Origin of the sequence: Metapseudomonas cellulosilytica (assembly GCF_049334135.1) — a bacterium.
Taxonomy (GTDB): domain Bacteria; phylum Pseudomonadota; class Gammaproteobacteria; order Pseudomonadales; family Pseudomonadaceae; genus Metapseudomonas.
In genome coordinates this window covers 43,465-57,872 of sequence record NZ_JBHZGN010000003.1, presented here as the reverse complement: position 1 = coordinate 57,872, position 14,408 = coordinate 43,465, and the positions used below count along the sequence as shown (strand labels likewise).

The window sequence follows — 14,408 nt, the reverse complement described above, 5'->3', positions numbered from 1 at the left end:
TGCTCCTCAGCTGGATGTTGCTGCGGCGATGACTTCGACCATCGACGGGTTGCGTCGCAGGGTCTGGCCGCCGCTCACATGGATGACTTGTCCGGTCACGAAGCTGGATTCGTCGCTCGCCAGCCACAGCGCGGCATCCGCGACGTCGGCTGCGAGTCCACTACGCCCCAATGGGATTTCACGCTGGTAAAGCGCGGCAATGCCCGGATGGTGCAGACCGCCGCCGGACATCGGCGCATCGGCCACGCCGCCGGGCGCGATCGAGTTGGCGCGGATGCCGCGATGCCCGAACTCATGGGCGATACAGCGGATCACGTGGTCGATTCCGGCCTTGGTGCCCATGTAGGCGGCATGCTGATCGAACATGATGGTCGCCGTGACCGACGAGATCTGGATGATCGAACCGCCTGCCGGCATGTGCCGCAGCAGTGCCTGGAAATACTGGAAAGGCCCCGTGAACTGGATCGCGTTCATCTGCTCCAGGTCGTCCCGGCTGTGATCCAGGAACGGCTTGAGCAACCCCCAGCCGCTGGCGTTGACGCCGATGTCGAGACCGCCCAGGCGCTGCACCGCGTCGGCGACCAAGGCGTTCACCTGGTCTTCCACGGTGATATCGCAAACCAGGGCTTCGCAGCCCAGGTCGGCGGCGACGGCATTCAGCGCATCGGCGCGGCGGCCGGCGACCAGGACGCGCGCGCCCTGGTCGAGGTAACGGCGGGCGATGGCTTCGCCGACATTGCCGGGCGCCACGCCGAGCACCAGGGCGGCCTTGCCTTCAAGTCGATGGGTCATGTCGTTTTCTCAGATTGTGCGGATGGGTTGGCTGCCGTCCCAGCTCGCGGTGGCGGCGATTCCGTGTCGGATCAGGTCGCGCATCCCTGCGCCCTGGATGATTTCAAAGAGCACGCCGGGCTCCGCCGAATCCTCCAGGTAAGCAACCCGTGTCGCGGGGTTGTGGGCTTCGAACACCACCTGCAGGCCATTGCTCGTCAGGCGAGCCAGTTCCCGGTCGAGATCGTCGACCACCCAGGCGATGTGGTGCAGGCCCAGCAACGGACGCCCTTGAGCATCGCGGTACGGCGACGCGCTGTCCTGGACAACCTCGATCAGCTCGATCTGGACATCCCCCTGGTAGGCCAGCCCTACATTCATTTCCACCTGTACGGCCTCACCTCGATAGCGTCCGTCCAGGACGACATTGCGAAAGACCGTCCAGGGACCGACGCCGAGCCGCTGCACCCAGCGATCCATGCTCTGGTCCAGATTGCCGACCAGGTAGCCGACCTGATCGATGGGGCCCAATAGTGCTTTGCTCATTTCATCTCGCTCCGTTGCGTGTCATGGCCTGCGGTCTTGTGGGCCGCCCCGCAATGTCACAAATCCACAATCGGAGACAGATAATGTCACATCTTAAAATTTTGTGACAATAGTGAGCGCAATGCTCCTCTGGGCACCTGGCTCCGCGAGCGAGCCTTGCGCATCCACCGCAATCTCGATGAGTACCAGGTGCAAAGGGCCTGGTTGCGCAACGGGTATCCCGCTCGAAATCAGCTTGGCTCAGGACGCTCTAGCAACACTTAACGCGGACATAGCTGGAACGAACCGCATGCGGGCCTGGGGCCATTCGGCAGAAAAACGTTACCGACTATGAACTTCCGCCGCGCGACCCGCCTCAACCCTACATTGTCGACTTTTCGTCGGGAGGGGGATAACCAAGAGAACTTAGACGGAGGCACATTATGCCTATCAAAAAATGCCTACTGGCTCTGGCTATCGGTGGAGTCCTCTCGGCATCGACAGTGTTGATGCCTGATTACATTTCGACAGGTTCGTACGCGTTTGCCAGGGATGGCAGCAGTGGTGGAGGAGGCCACGGTGGAGACGGTGGCGGTCACGGTGGTGACGGCGGCGGCCACGGTGACGGAGGTCACGGCGGAGACGGTGGTGGTCACGATGGCGGCCATGCCGGTGACGGTGGCGGCCACGACGGCGGCAAGGCCGGCGACGGCGGCGGCCACGACGGCGGTCACGCGGGTGACGGTGGCGACCACGACGGCGATCATGCCGGTGACGGTCATGGAGGCAAGGGACACGGCGACGCTGACGCGGACCATGGCGGTCTTGCCGGGGACAACGACCATGACAACGACGGCGCCAACCGGGGGCCTGGCAATGCCCATGACGATGATGCCGGGGTCGCCAACGGACCAGGTCCGAAAGCGGACCGGGATGAGGCCGAACACGAGGACGCGGACGGCGTAGCGGCTGATGCAGATGACGCAGACGACGCAGATGCAGCCAGAGACGCGGCCAAGGCTGCGGCGGCTGCAGACAGAGACGCCGCCAAGGATGATGCAGACGCGGCAAGAGACGCTGCCAAGAATGCTGCAGACGCAGCCCGAGATGCCGCCAGGGACGCAGCAGATGCAGCCCGGGATGCAGCCAAAGACGCTGACAAAGAAGGCGCGGATGCTGCCAGAGACGCTGCCAGAGAGGCCGCGGATGCTGCCCGTGAAGCTGCCAAAGAGGCTGCAGATGCAGCTCGGGACGCGGCCAAGAACGAGGCCAATGCAGCCCGGGAAGCTGACAAGGATGCCGCAGACGCTGCCAGAGCGGCTGCCCGAGAGGCCGCAGACCTAGCCAAAGAGGCGGGACAAAAGGCTGAAGATGCTGCCAGAGAGGCCGCTGAAGAGGCCGCGGATGCTGCCAGGGAAGCTGACGAAGACGCCGCAGATGCTGCCAGAGAGGCTGCGGAGGACGCCAATGAAGCCCCTGACGCACCGGATGTCGATGTGGTTGAGGTACAGCACTAAGGCTGCGGGTTCCGAAAGGAACACGCGAGTGTTCAGTTGAAGACGTCCCAGGAGCCAGCGGGACGTATCAGAGGGAGTCGCAAGGCCTGAAGCGTCAACGGCCTGCGACTCCTTCTCACATCTGGACCATTGGCCAGCCAGTCACATCGGCGGCTGTGCCCACCAGCGAACAGCACACCGCAAAGCCAGAAAAGGACGAGCCGCCGCCCCCATCAGGGTACGGCGGCTCTGCTTCAGGTCCGGCAACCCGGGAACTAGCCCAGGGCGCTCACACGCGCCGGTCGGGCATGGTTTCGTGCGGTAACGATGCCGAGGAACGAAATGACGATCGCCAGGCTGATGGTCGAGGTGACCTCGGTTCGATGCTCGGGGGTCACCAGCATCACGCCCAGCGCACAGACGATAAAGACGATGACGAGGTAGGTGAGCCAGGGAAACAGCCACATCCGGAAGGTGATCTCGACATTGTTGCGGCGCAGCAGCGACCTCATGCGCAATTGGGAAATCGCGATCACGAGGTACACCAGCAAGGCAATGGCGCCAGAACTGGCCAGCAGGAAATCGAACACACCGGCGGGGGCGAAGAAGTTCAGGACGGCGACCGCTGCGCCGATCACGGTACTGGCGATGACAGCGGCCCGGGGAACGCCAGCCGACGAGGTCACCTTCAGAAACGCTGGCGCCTCGGAGCGGCGGCCAAGGGAGTAGAGCATGCGTGAGGCAATGTAGATCGACGAGTTCATGCAGCTCGTGACGGCGATCAGCACGACAACATCGACCAGGAACTTGGCATAGGGAATGTTCATCAGCTCCAGCGCGCGCTGATACGACCCCTGCACGGGCAGCAGCGGATCATTCCAGGGCACGATGGAAATGATCACGAAAATGGACAGCAGATAGAAAACGCTGATCCGCCAGATCACCGACCGTGTGGCCTTGGCGATGTTCTTTGCGGGATCGCTGGATTCGGCAGCGGCGATGGTCACCGATTCCGTGCCGATAAAGCTGAACATGACGGTAATGAACGCGCCGACGACGGCAGACCAGCCATTCGGGGCGAACCCACCCTGCTCGCTGGCCAGGCGGCTCAGGCCGCTTACTTCGCGGTCCGGCAGCCAGCCCATCAGTGCGGCGAAGCCCGCGGCAATGAAGCCGATGATCGCCACCACCTTGAACATGGCGAACCAGAATTCGAACTCGCCGTACTTGGCAACGCTGAACAGATTGGTTGCGGCCAGGGCGACCACGGAGATCAGGGCGTACAGCCAGATGTCGATCTGCGGGAACCAGTTGTGCAGCACATTGCCGGCCGCCAGCGCCTCGATGGGAATGACCAGCACCCAGAACCACCAATACAACCAGCCGATCGTAAAGCCGGCCCATGGCCCTATTGCCTGGTCAGCATAGGTGGAGAACGACCCGGTATCGGGGTTCGCAACGGCCATTTCCCCGAGCATTCGCATGACCAGTACGACCAGGAGCCCGGAGACGATATACGCCAGAATGGTCGCAGGGCCGGCGGCTGCGATGGCATGCCCCGAACCGACAAACAAACCTGCGCCGATAATGCCCGCAATCGAAAGCATCGTTACGTGGCGCGGCTTGAAGCCTTGCGCCAACTTACCGCTCGAACCACCAGATCCTACGCTAACCATTTCGTCTTATTCTCTTGTTACTGACATAGGAAACTACGAACTGACTTTGACGACGAAACCAACTCCTTTGAAAAACAAGAAAACCGCACGGCCCGGACGCTCTTTTTCACCGCGACCGGGTAGCACCAATAGCGCACGGCACTCGAACGGCGCGCCACTTTAAGCCCCGCAAGCAAAATCCTAATTATTCGAAAACGCCACGAAGCTGCCCAAACACGACACCCATCCGCCCTGGACAGCTGCTGGCAATATGCCCATAACCCCTTGTTAATCAACGCTTTTTTGTGAACCACCCTGGTGCACGGCAGCGCCTGTTGGCGCAAACACCCCAATCCCGCTCAGCGGCGCGACTCAACGACCTGGCAAGCGCCAGCCCCGGCGCCGGGATCGCCGGACAGGCAAAAATGCAGAGCCCGCCATTTCGGCGGGCTCTGCATTCATCGGGAGCGGTATCAGCCTTCCCACTTGCCGCCTTCGACGATGACCGACTTCGGATCGGTGCCGTCGGCCAGCTCCTTGCGCACGTACTGGTCGTAGAGCTTGAGCAGGAACTGCTCCTCACCCAGCTTGGCCAATTCGGCATTGACCCAGTCACGCAGCTCGATGTTGCCCCTCTTCACTGCCGGGGCGATCGGGGCTTCGTTGCCAAGCTTGTCGGCCAGCACGCGATAGCCCGGGTTCTGCTTGGCCCAGCTGAACAGCACCAGGTTGTCCTGGGCGTAGGCATCGCCGCGGCCGTTGGCCAGTGCCTGGAGGGACTCGGAGTTTTTCTCGAACTTGACCAGCTTCCAGTTCGGGCGGTTCTGGGTCAGCCAGAGGTCGGCGGTGGTGCCGGTGGTGACGATGATGGTCTTGTCGGCAAGGTCATCGAGCTTCCGCACCGGGCTGCCTTCCGGGACTATGGCCTGCACGGCGACACGCAGGTTGGGGTTGGTGAAGTCCACCGCCTCGGCGCGCTCCGGCGTCACGGTCATGTTGGCGAGGATCAGGTCCACCTTGTCGCTTTGCAGGAAGGGAATGCGGCTGGCGGGTTCCACCACCACGAACTCCACTTTCTTCTCGTCACCGAGCAGGTCCTTGGCGAAGCGTTTGGCGATGTCGGTATCGAAGCCGACGTACTTGCCCTGCTCGTCAACGAAGCCGAACGGCGGCTTGTCGCTGAACACGCCGACCACCAGCTTGTCGCGCGCCTTGATCTTGTCCAGGTAGCCGGCGCTGGGCGCGGCCTCCTTGGCCGGGGTGGCCTCCTTGGTCGCCTGCTTGGGCGCATCCGAATTACCGCAACCGACCAGGATGCCCGCGGCGAGCAAGGGGAAAATAAGGGCTGTTCCAAGTTTCATGACAATTTCCTTTTAGGCATGTTTTCCACGTAGGAGAACTTCTCCAGGAACTGCTGCGCGCGTGCGGTTTGCGGGTTGCTGAAAAAGGTTTCGGGGTCGTTCTGTTCGGCGATCACGCCGCCGTCCATGAACAGGATCCGGTCGGCCACCGCGCGGGCGAAGGCCATTTCATGGGTGACGATGAGCATGGTCATGCCACCCTCGGCGAGGTCCTGAATAACCTCCAGCACCTCCTTGACCATCTCCGGGTCGAGTGCCGCGGTGACCTCGTCGAAGAGCATCACCTCGGGGTTCATGCACAGGGCACGGACGATGGCGATGCGCTGCTGCTGGCCACCGGAAAGCTCACGCGGATAGGCATCACGCTTGTCCAGCAGGCCGACCCGGGCGAGCAGCGATTCGGCCTGGGCCAGGGCCTCGCCGGAGGCGCGCTTCTGAACCTTGAGCGGGCCGAGCAGGATGTTTTCCAGCACCGTCTTGTGGGGGAACAGATGGTAGCTCTGGAAGACCATGCCGATGCGCTGACGCACGTCGCGCCAGTCGGTCTTGCCGTTCAGTTCGCGGCCGGCGAAAAGCAGGCTGCCGCCCTGCCCTTCCTCCAGGCCATTGAGGCAACGCAACAAGGTGCTCTTGCCGCAGCCGCTGGGGCCGAGGATCACCACCACCTCGCCGCGCCGGACTTGCAGGTCCACCTCCCGCAGTACCTGGGTGGCGCCGAAGCGCTTGCTGAACGAAGACAGTTCGATCAAGGCGGTCATGGGTGACTCCAACGACGCTCCAGCACGCGCGATGCGGCCGACAGCGGATAACAGAGCAGGAAGAAGAAAACGAACAGGAAGCCGTAGACCAGCACCGACTCGTAGGTGCGTTCGATGATCTGCTGGCCCACCTTGATGACATCCACCACACCGATCAGCACCGCCAGCGAGCTGGTCTTGATGATCCGCGTGTAGACGTTGATGGTCGGCGGCGTGATGCGCTTGAGCGCCTGGGGCAGCAACACCTCGGCATAGAGCCGGGGCAGGTCGAGACCGATGGCCAGGCCCGCTTCGCGCTGGCCACGCGGCAGGGAACGCAGGCCGCCACGAACCACCTCCCCCACCTCGCTGGCCCCCCAGAGCGACAGCACCAGCACCGCGCACCAGAAGCTCGGCACGCTGACGCCGAGGAAGATCGGCAAGCCGAAGAAGAACAGGTACAGCCAGACCAGCACCGGGATGGCGCGAAACAACTCCAGGTAGATGCGCAGCGGCAGTTCCAGCCAGGGTTTGCCGAGACTGCGCAGCACGCCGTAGAGCACGCCGCCAACGCTGCTGAAGAGAATCGCCGTGGCCGAGATGGACAGCGTCTCCCAGGCGCCCCGGGCCAATTGCGGCGCCGAAACCAGCAGCAACTCAAGACCCGAACTGGCCATGCTGCAGCCTCCTTTCCAGGCGGCCCAGCACCAGCGACAGCGGCAGGAACAGCAGCACGCAGAGCGCGGTCAGCACCGCCAGCATTTCATAGGTCTTGTAGTACAGGGCGATATTGCTCTTGGTGGTGTAGAGGATTTCCGGCACCGCCACCGCCGAGACCACGGTGGTTTCCTTGAGCAGGAAAATAAAGTTGGCAAACAGCGCCGGCAGGCTGAGGATGCCCGCCTGGGGCAGGATCACGTGGCGCAGCAGCTGCCCGCGCGACAGCCCGATGGACAGCCCCGACTCGATCTGCGCCTTGGGCACCGCCTCCACCCCGGCGCGCAGCACCTCGGTAAGGTAGGCGCCACCGAGGAAGGTCATGGCGATGATCGCGGAGCTGAGGCCAGACAGCCGGATACCGACGCCGGGCAACGCGAAGTAGATAAAGAACAACTGGATCAGCAGCGGCGTGTTGCGCGCCACCTCGATGTACCCCTTCACCAGCGGGCGCAGCAGCGGCAAGCGCAGCACCAGGATCGTCGCATTGACCAGGGCCACCAGCAGGGAGGTGGCGATGGCGATCGCCCCCACCTGCAGGGTCACCCCGACGGCCTTGGCGAAGGCCGGCAAGGTGGAGATCACGAAGCTCCAGTCGAAACTCATCGGGGCAGTCTCTCCCCCGGCTGCAGCAGCGGCACGTCCACCTGCACGGTGTCCGGGTACTTGATGCCGGCGCCGGTGTTGAGCACCACCACGCGCTCGCCCGCCCTGATCCAGCCGCCCTCGCGCAGCTTGCGCGCGGCGGCATAGAGGGCCGCGCCCTCGGGGCAGACGAAGGCGCCTTCCAGCTCGGCCACCTTGCGCTGTTCGGCCAGCAGCTCGGCGTCATCCACGGCGATGGCGTAGCCCTCGCTTTCGTACAACGCCCGCAGCACCAGGAAGTCGCCCAGGGCCTTGGGCACGTTGATGCCGAAGGCGACGGTACGCGAGTCCTGCCAGAACTCCGACGCCTCCGCCCGCTTCTCCCAGGCCCGGACTATGGGCGCGCAGCCGCTGGCCTGCACCGCCACCAGCCGCGGTAGCGGACGGTCGGCGGGAATCCAGCCGAGTTCGCGCAGCTCCTGGAAGGCCTTGTGGATACCGATCAGCCCCACCCCACCGCCGGTGGGATAGAGGATCACGTCGGGCAAGCGCCAGCCGAACTGCTCGGCGATTTCCAGGCCCATGGTCTTCTTGCCTTCGATGCGGTACGGCTCCTTGAGGGTGGAGGCGTCGTACAGGCCGCCTTCGGCCACGGCCTGGGCCACCTGCTTGCCGGCATCGGAGATCAGGCCATTGACCAGGAACAGGCGGGCGCCGGAGATGGCGGTCTCGTTGCGGGTAATGAGCGGGGCGTCCTCCGGCATCACCACCGTGGCCTGGATGCCAGCCCGCGCGGCATACAGCGACCAGGCCGCGCCGGCATTGCCGTTGGTGGGCATGGCCAGGGCGCGCACGCCCAGTTCCTTGGCCTTGGAAACACCCACCGCCGCGCCACGGGCCTTGAAGGAGCCGGTGGGGATGATGCCCTCGTCCTTCAGCCAGAGGTCGTCGATGCCGAGGTCCTGGCCGATGCACGGCGTCTTGAACAGAGGCGTGAAACCTTCGCCGAGACTCACCACATGGGCCGGGTCCAGCACCGGCAGCAGCTCGTGATAACGCCAAAGGCTGGCCTCGCGGCCGATCAGGTCGGCAGGCTTCCAGGCCGTGCGCAGGGCGTCGAGGTCGTAGTCCACCAGCAGCGGCGCACCGACGTCGCTGAGTTGCTGGATGCGGCCGGCGTCGTAGCGCGCGCCGGTCTTCGGACAATGGAGATGAGACAGGTAGCTATAGGGCATGGGAATCACCAGGCAGGGAAAGAATTGCGAACGCGGCACCGATCGTAGGGTGGGCTTCAGCCCACCATTCGGTTTGGTGGGCTGAAGCGGAACGCCGCCCGGCCCACCCTGCCCTTGCAGCACAGTCGCTCACCGCTGCATCCCCCAGCGCTTGACGGTCACCCGCTCCAGGCTGGCGAACACCAGGTACTCCACCAGCAGGCCGATCAGGATCACCGCGATGAGTCCGGCGAACACCTTGTCGGTGTAAAGCTCGTTGCGGTTCTGGAAGATGTACCAGCCCAGGCCGCCCTTGCCGCTGGTGGCGCCGAACACCAGTTCGGCGGCGATCAGGGTGCGCCAGGCGAAGGCCCAGCCGATCTTCAGGCCGGCGAGGATCGACGGCAGCGCCGCCGGGATGAGGATATGCAGAACGAAGCGCAGGCCCTTGAGGCCGTAGTTGCGCCCGGCCATGCGCAGGGTTTCGGAAACCCCGAGAAAGCCCGCGTAGGTGTTCAGCGCCAGTGCCCAGAGCACCGAGTGCACCAGTACGAAGATCAGGCTGTTCTCGCCGAGGCCGAACCAGAGCAGCGCCAGCGGCAACAACGCGATGGCTGGCAGCGGGTTGAACATGGCGGTCAGGCTGGACAGCAGGTCGCGGCCCAGTTGGGTGGATACCGCCAGGGTGGTGAGCAGGAACGCGAGGACGATGCCGATCAGGTAGCCCTTGACCAGCACCGCCAGGGAAATCGCCACCTTCTGCAGCAGCTCGCCACTGGCCAGGCCGCCTGCGAAGGCGCGGAGGGTCTGCAGGAAACCCGGCAGCAGCAGGTCGTTGGCCTGGTAACGCGCCACCAGCTCCCAGACCAGGGCCAGCAGCGCCAGGATCGCCAGCTTGCGCAGCCAACCCTGCTGCCAGATGCGCTGGTGCAGGGGAAGCTCACGCTCCAGGGGCAGGTTGTCGAGAGGCGCGAGGGCGATTTCATATTCCTCGCGGCGGATTCCGGAAACACTCATGGGGATACTCTCGTCAGTAGGCGATGCGGATGTCCTGGAAACCCAGGTCGAACGCGGGTGCAGCCCCGTCCTCCTGGTCGAACAGCAAGCGGTGGATACGCTGGGCGGCGTTCTGGAACGCCACGCCCCCCAGGCTGTGCAGGTCGAACCGGTCGCTGCTGATTTCCGCCCGCACCCGCCCCGGATGGGGCGACAGCAGCAGGATGCGGTTACCCACCACCAGCGCTTCCTCGATGGAATGGGTAACGAACAGCAGGGTGAAGCGCACCTCCTCCCAGAGTTGCAGCAGCTCCTCCTGCATCTTGCGCCGGGTCAGGGCGTCCAGCGCGGCGAAGGGCTCGTCCATCAGCAGAATCTTCGGCTGCATCGCCAGTGCCCGGGCGATGGCCACCCGCGCCTTCATGCCGCCGGACAGCGTGTGCGGGTAGGCCTCGGCGAAACCGGCCAGGCCGACCTTGTCCAGATAGTGCAGCGCACGCTCCTCGGCCTCCCGGCGTTTGGCGGTGCGCGAGGCCAGCAGCGGGAACATGACGTTCTCCTTCACCGTCTTCCAGGGCGGCAGCTGGTCGAACTCCTGGAACACCACGATGCGGTCGGGACCGGGCTCGCGCACCGGTTCGCCATCCAGGCGTATCGCGCCGGCACGCGGGGCGATGAAGCCGGCCACCGCCTTGAGCAGGGTCGACTTGCCGCAGCCCGAAGGCCCGAGCAGGACAAAGCGATCCGCCGGGTCCACTTCGAAACTCACGTCATGGGTCGCCCGCACCACCCGTTGCGGCGTGCGGTATTCGAGGTTCACCGACTCCACCTGCAGCAGCGGCTGCAGGTGGGTGAGCGTGCTGGCCGTGCGGCCTTGCAGCGGGGCATTCATCAGATCAGCTTCCTTGCAGCGGGTGCGCTTCGTCCTGGAAGAAGTAGTCCTGCCAGGAGGCCGGCTTGTTCTTAATGGCACCGACGCGGTGCAGGAATTCCGCCAAGGGGTAGGTGTTGGTGGGGTTCACGCTGAACTGGATCTGCTCGTTGCCGATCACCTTCAGCAGGTCCTCGCGGCTGACCTTGGCGCCCGTCACGCGGATATAGGTGTCGGCGGCCGCGCCCTTGTCCTTCTGGGCGAAATCGGCAGCCTCGGCCAGCGCGGCGACGAAGGCCTTGTAGGTCTTCGGGTTCTCCTGGCGGAACTTCTCGGTGGTGTAGAGCACGGTGGGCGAGTTCGGGCCGAGTAGTTCGTAGGTGTCGAGCACCACGTGCACGTCGGGGTTCTCCAGCGCCTGGTTCTGGAACGGCGGGTTGGAGAAGTGCCCGGTCAGCTCGGTGCCGCCGGCCTTCAACGCGGCGGTGGCGTCGGGGTGCGGCAGGGCCACGGTGTACTTGTCCAGACGATCGTACGCCTTGTCGCCCCACTGCTTGGCGGCGGCGTACTGGAGGAAGCGCGACTGCACCGAAACGCCCACGGCGGGCACGGCGATGCGGTCCTTGTCGCTGAGGTCGGCGATGGTCTTGACCTTGGGATTGTTGCTCACCAGGTAGTAGGGGAAGTTGCCCAGGGATGCCACGCCCTTGACGTTCTGCCGGCCGTGGGTGCGGTCCCAGATGGTCAGCAGCGGGCCGATGCCGGCGCCGGCGATGTCGATGGAACCCGCCAGCAGCGCATCGTTCACTGCGGCACCGCCGGACAACTGGGTCCAGTCCACCTTGATTTCGAGGCCCTCGGCCTTGCCGTGCTTCTCGATCAGATGCTGATCGCGCACCACATTGAGCAGCAGATAGACCACGCCGAACTGTTCGGCGATGCGGATCTCGCCTTCGGCCTGGGCCACGGAGGGAGTCGCCAGCCCCGCCGTCAACAGGCTGAGACCGAGGCCCAGGGTGCCGGCCAGCCGGCCGAAACGCGGAATGAAAGGAAAGCGTTTGCCTAGAGACATATGAAGCTCCATGAAAAAAGGGATCGCGGGAAAGGGTCAGCGGATCAGAACGGGGCGTCGCCCTGGATGGTGGTGCGGTGCATGCGCCGGCGCAGGTGGTTGGGGCAGCCGGTGGCCAGGTGGATCAGCGCGCGGTTGTCCCAGAACACCAGGTCGTGGGCTTGCCACTGATGGCGGTAGATGAATTCGGGACGGGCGCTGTGGGCGAACAGTTCGGCGAGGATCTGCCGGCTTTCGTCCTCGGGGATATCGAGGATGTGAGTGGTGAAGTTCTCGTTGACGAACAGCCCCTTGCGGCGCGTTTCCGGGTGCGTGCGCACCACCGGGTGGACCACCGCCTTGACCTCGGCGAGCTGGGCCGCGGTGAGCTGGGGACGCTGGATGCCTGCGAACACCTCGTCGGCGTAGCGCGCCGTGTAGGAGTGGGACGCGCGCTTGCCCTCGATGGCCTGGCGCAGGGCCACCGGCAAGGTGTCGTAAGCCAGGTGCTGGTTGGCGAACAGGGTGTCGCCGCCCTCCTCCGGCAGCTCCTGGGCGAGCAGCATGGAGCCCAGGCTCGGCAACTCCTTGTACGACAGGTCCGAATGCCAGAACTTGCCGGCATCGCCCAGGCCGATGGGCCGACCGTTCTCGACGATGTTGGAAATGATGAAGATCTCGGGGTGCCTCTCCAGCAGGAACTGCTTGAGCACATGGATCTGCAGCGGGCCGAAGCGGCGGCTGAAGGCGATCTGTTGTTCGGGGGTGATGCGCTGGTCGCGGAACACCAGCACGTGGTGGTCCAGATGGGCGCGGTGGATGCGGGCGAAGTCCGCATCGTCCAGAGACCGGGACAGGTCCAGGCCGACCACCTCGGCACCCAGGGCGGCGCCGGCGAAAGGACGAATCTCGAAACGCTGCGGCTGTGCCGCAGAAAGGCTTTGTGCCACGGACATGGCGACTCTCCATGCAAACTGCGCGCTCATGGCGCGCAACGTTCAAGAACCGCGGGGTGTCCGCGAAGGTTCATCGAGCGGCGCGCCGATTGGTCGGCAGGTACGCATGGAGAAAACAGTATAGAAATAAGAAAATTACTTTAAATATCTTTTAGAAATAAGCATATGGCGGCCACTTCTCTCCGCCACTTCTCATTCCACCGCCCGCTATCGTGCTTCCTAGAGCCGCCTCCATCCCAAAGGCTCAATCACCAAATAAGATTAAATGGAATAAACAAATTCTAATTAAGTATTTATTGTTCTAAGTCGGAGCGACTAGGCTAGCTCCGTACCCCATGACTCCAAAGGAGCAACGCAAATGGACCGCGCCGACAACGTCATCGACATCGCCCGCTATCGCACGCGCCGCCAGGCCCGCCGCACGGCCGAGCTGATGTGGCTGATGTATGCCTCGCGCGTGGGCTACAGCGCGTTCCACATTTTGCAGCAAGGTCGGGACAGCGGTATTCGAGAGGCGTGAAACCATGGGGCAGTCCTTTTCTGCCGGCGCCCTTGACCAGGTGTTGATCGCGGCGCCAGGCGTCGTGGACGACCCCATAGGCCAACGAGTCGCCAGCAATCTGCTGCGCCTGCGCAGCAAGCGAAACCTCTCCCTGGATGGTCTGTCGCGAGTATCCGGCGTGAGCCGGGCCATGCTGGCGCAGATCGAGTCGGGACGCAGCGTTCCCTCCATCAAGGTGTTGTGCAAGATCGCCCAGGGCTTGAAGGTCTCGGTGGCCGCCTTCCTCGACGACCGCGCCTTCGACGGTGTCGCGGTGCTGCCGGCGCGCCAGAGCAAACGCCTGGTGAGCAGTGACGGCAGCTTTGTCAGCCGCGCGCTGTTCCCCTTCGATTGTTCGCGCCAGGTGGAGTTCTACGAGCTGCGCCTGGCGGCACTGGCCAGCGAGGATTCCCCCGCTCACGCCCCCGGCACCCAGGAGAACCTGGTGGTGGCCCAGGGCGTGCTGGAGATCAGCGTCAACGAGGAGCGCTTCCTGCTGGCCACGGGCGATTCGATCCTGTTCTACGCCGACCAGCCCCACACCTACCGCAACCCCGCGGACAGCGAAGCGGTGGCCTACCTGGTCACCACCTATGCCGAGCGGCTCGACTGAGTCGCCACGCCTGCCCGACTGGTGGACAGAAAATCGCTGTCCACCCTACGGGGCTGGATGGTGGGGGTATTTCCTTGTAGGGGCGAATTCATTCGCCAAGGGCGACGAAGCTGCCCCCTGCGGCGCCCGAATGGCAGACCTGCGGCCTGCTTGGCGAATGAATTCGCCCCTACAGGTGAAGCAGTTCGAGCCTGATTGCAGGTCCGAGTGAATCCCACCTTCCCTCTCCCCCGGCCCCCGCCCTGCGCCCCAGCCCGATCGCTTCGCGCTCAGGCGTTCATCGGCACCGGAAGCGGAGCTTCCGAAAGCGTGCCTCTTC

The 14,408-nt window shown here is 64.2% G+C and carries 15 protein-coding genes; 3 read left to right on the top strand and 12 right to left on the bottom strand.

The annotated features are described in order from the left end of the window. Positions 1-6 precede the first annotated feature (6 nt). Complete coding sequence (locus tag ACFW0H_RS04535; RefSeq protein WP_422912706.1) at positions 7-792, bottom strand: SDR family NAD(P)-dependent oxidoreductase; 786 nt, start codon at positions 790-792, stop codon at positions 7-9. A gap of 9 nt (positions 793-801) precedes the next feature. After that, a complete protein-coding gene (locus ACFW0H_RS04530) occupies positions 802-1,317 on the bottom strand; it encodes a VOC family protein (protein ID WP_422912705.1) in 516 nt (171 codons plus the stop codon). A gap of 422 nt (positions 1,318-1,739) precedes the next feature. Here ACFW0H_RS04530 and ACFW0H_RS04525 point away from each other — a divergent pair, with 422 nt between their 5' ends. Next, complete coding sequence (locus ACFW0H_RS04525) at positions 1,740-2,813, top strand: hypothetical protein (protein WP_422912704.1); 1,074 nt, start codon at positions 1,740-1,742, stop codon at positions 2,811-2,813. A 254-nt stretch (positions 2,814-3,067) separates the two neighbouring features. Here the strand turns inward: ACFW0H_RS04525 and gabP are convergent, their stop codons facing one another. The 10 genes from gabP to ACFW0H_RS04475 form a co-directional block, all read right to left on the bottom strand. After that, positions 3,068-4,468 (bottom strand): GABA permease, encoded by a 1,401-nt coding sequence (gabP, locus tag ACFW0H_RS04520; protein WP_422912703.1) that lies wholly within the window; start codon positions 4,466-4,468, stop codon positions 3,068-3,070. A 452-nt stretch (positions 4,469-4,920) separates the two neighbouring features. Continuing rightward, positions 4,921-5,808 carry a transporter substrate-binding domain-containing protein gene (locus tag ACFW0H_RS04515; protein ID WP_422912702.1) on the bottom strand — a complete coding sequence of 296 codons (888 nt, stop codon included), beginning with the start codon at positions 5,806-5,808 and terminating at the stop codon, positions 4,921-4,923. Next, on the bottom strand, positions 5,805-6,566 hold the full coding sequence (locus tag ACFW0H_RS04510) for an amino acid ABC transporter ATP-binding protein (RefSeq protein WP_422912701.1): 762 nt from the start codon (positions 6,564-6,566) through the stop codon (positions 5,805-5,807). Before ACFW0H_RS04510 ends, ACFW0H_RS04515 begins: the two co-directional genes overlap by 4 nt. After that, positions 6,563-7,222 carry an amino acid ABC transporter permease gene (locus ACFW0H_RS04505; RefSeq protein WP_422912700.1) on the bottom strand — a complete coding sequence of 220 codons (660 nt, stop codon included), beginning with the start codon at positions 7,220-7,222 and terminating at the stop codon, positions 6,563-6,565. Before ACFW0H_RS04505 ends, ACFW0H_RS04510 begins: the two co-directional genes overlap by 4 nt. Continuing rightward, a complete protein-coding gene (locus tag ACFW0H_RS04500; RefSeq protein WP_422912699.1) occupies positions 7,203-7,868 on the bottom strand; it encodes an amino acid ABC transporter permease in 666 nt (221 codons plus the stop codon). The genes ACFW0H_RS04505 and ACFW0H_RS04500 overlap by 20 nt, the downstream gene beginning before the upstream one ends. After that, positions 7,865-9,082 (bottom strand): threonine synthase, encoded by a 1,218-nt coding sequence (locus ACFW0H_RS04495; RefSeq protein WP_422912698.1) that lies wholly within the window; start codon positions 9,080-9,082, stop codon positions 7,865-7,867. Before ACFW0H_RS04495 ends, ACFW0H_RS04500 begins: the two co-directional genes overlap by 4 nt. A gap of 129 nt (positions 9,083-9,211) precedes the next feature. Continuing rightward, entirely contained in the window at positions 9,212-10,078 is an 867-nt protein-coding gene (locus tag ACFW0H_RS04490) for an ABC transporter permease (protein ID WP_422912697.1), read from the bottom strand. A gap of 13 nt (positions 10,079-10,091) precedes the next feature. After that, on the bottom strand, positions 10,092-10,949 hold the full coding sequence (locus ACFW0H_RS04485; RefSeq protein WP_422912696.1) for an ABC transporter ATP-binding protein: 858 nt from the start codon (positions 10,947-10,949) through the stop codon (positions 10,092-10,094). 4 nt (positions 10,950-10,953) lie between these two features. Next, positions 10,954-12,000, bottom strand: a complete 1,047-nt coding sequence (locus tag ACFW0H_RS04480) for an ABC transporter substrate-binding protein (protein WP_422912695.1) — start codon at positions 11,998-12,000, stop codon at positions 10,954-10,956. A 44-nt stretch (positions 12,001-12,044) separates the two neighbouring features. Further along, positions 12,045-12,935 (bottom strand): TauD/TfdA dioxygenase family protein, encoded by an 891-nt coding sequence (locus ACFW0H_RS04475; RefSeq protein WP_422912694.1) that lies wholly within the window; start codon positions 12,933-12,935, stop codon positions 12,045-12,047. Between the two features lie 358 nt (positions 12,936-13,293). On the opposite strand from ACFW0H_RS04475, the gene ACFW0H_RS04470 reads away from it, so the two are divergent. Next, on the top strand, positions 13,294-13,455 hold the full coding sequence (locus tag ACFW0H_RS04470; protein ID WP_422912693.1) for a hypothetical protein: 162 nt from the start codon (positions 13,294-13,296) through the stop codon (positions 13,453-13,455). A gap of 4 nt (positions 13,456-13,459) precedes the next feature. Continuing rightward, entirely contained in the window at positions 13,460-14,089 is a 630-nt protein-coding gene (locus ACFW0H_RS04465) for a helix-turn-helix domain-containing protein (RefSeq protein ID WP_422912692.1), read from the top strand. The last annotated feature ends 319 nt before the right edge of the window (positions 14,090-14,408 follow it).

Excerpts from the sequence above, each read along its gene's own strand:
- ACFW0H_RS04535 (WP_422912706.1), bottom strand. The coding sequence starts at position 792 with ATGACCCATCGACTTGAAGGCAAGGCCGCCCTGGTGCTCGGCGTGGCG.
- ACFW0H_RS04530 (WP_422912705.1), bottom strand. The coding sequence starts at position 1,317 with ATGAGCAAAGCACTATTGGGCCCCATCGATCAGGTCGGCTACCTGGTC.
- ACFW0H_RS04525 (WP_422912704.1), top strand. The coding sequence starts at position 1,740 with ATGCCTATCAAAAAATGCCTACTGGCTCTGGCTATCGGTGGAGTCCTC.
- gabP (WP_422912703.1), bottom strand. The coding sequence starts at position 4,468 with ATGGTTAGCGTAGGATCTGGTGGTTCGAGCGGTAAGTTGGCGCAAGGC.
- ACFW0H_RS04515 (WP_422912702.1), bottom strand. The coding sequence starts at position 5,808 with ATGAAACTTGGAACAGCCCTTATTTTCCCCTTGCTCGCCGCGGGCATC.
- ACFW0H_RS04510 (WP_422912701.1), bottom strand. The coding sequence starts at position 6,566 with ATGACCGCCTTGATCGAACTGTCTTCGTTCAGCAAGCGCTTCGGCGCC.
- ACFW0H_RS04505 (WP_422912700.1), bottom strand. The coding sequence starts at position 7,222 with ATGGCCAGTTCGGGTCTTGAGTTGCTGCTGGTTTCGGCGCCGCAATTG.
- ACFW0H_RS04500 (WP_422912699.1), bottom strand. The coding sequence starts at position 7,868 with ATGAGTTTCGACTGGAGCTTCGTGATCTCCACCTTGCCGGCCTTCGCC.
- ACFW0H_RS04495 (WP_422912698.1), bottom strand. The coding sequence starts at position 9,082 with ATGCCCTATAGCTACCTGTCTCATCTCCATTGTCCGAAGACCGGCGCG.
- ACFW0H_RS04490 (WP_422912697.1), bottom strand. The coding sequence starts at position 10,078 with ATGAGTGTTTCCGGAATCCGCCGCGAGGAATATGAAATCGCCCTCGCG.
- ACFW0H_RS04485 (WP_422912696.1), bottom strand. The coding sequence starts at position 10,949 with ATGAATGCCCCGCTGCAAGGCCGCACGGCCAGCACGCTCACCCACCTG.
- ACFW0H_RS04480 (WP_422912695.1), bottom strand. The coding sequence starts at position 12,000 with ATGTCTCTAGGCAAACGCTTTCCTTTCATTCCGCGTTTCGGCCGGCTG.
- ACFW0H_RS04475 (WP_422912694.1), bottom strand. The coding sequence starts at position 12,935 with ATGTCCGTGGCACAAAGCCTTTCTGCGGCACAGCCGCAGCGTTTCGAG.
- ACFW0H_RS04470 (WP_422912693.1), top strand. The coding sequence starts at position 13,294 with ATGGACCGCGCCGACAACGTCATCGACATCGCCCGCTATCGCACGCGC.
- ACFW0H_RS04465 (WP_422912692.1), top strand. The coding sequence starts at position 13,460 with ATGGGGCAGTCCTTTTCTGCCGGCGCCCTTGACCAGGTGTTGATCGCG.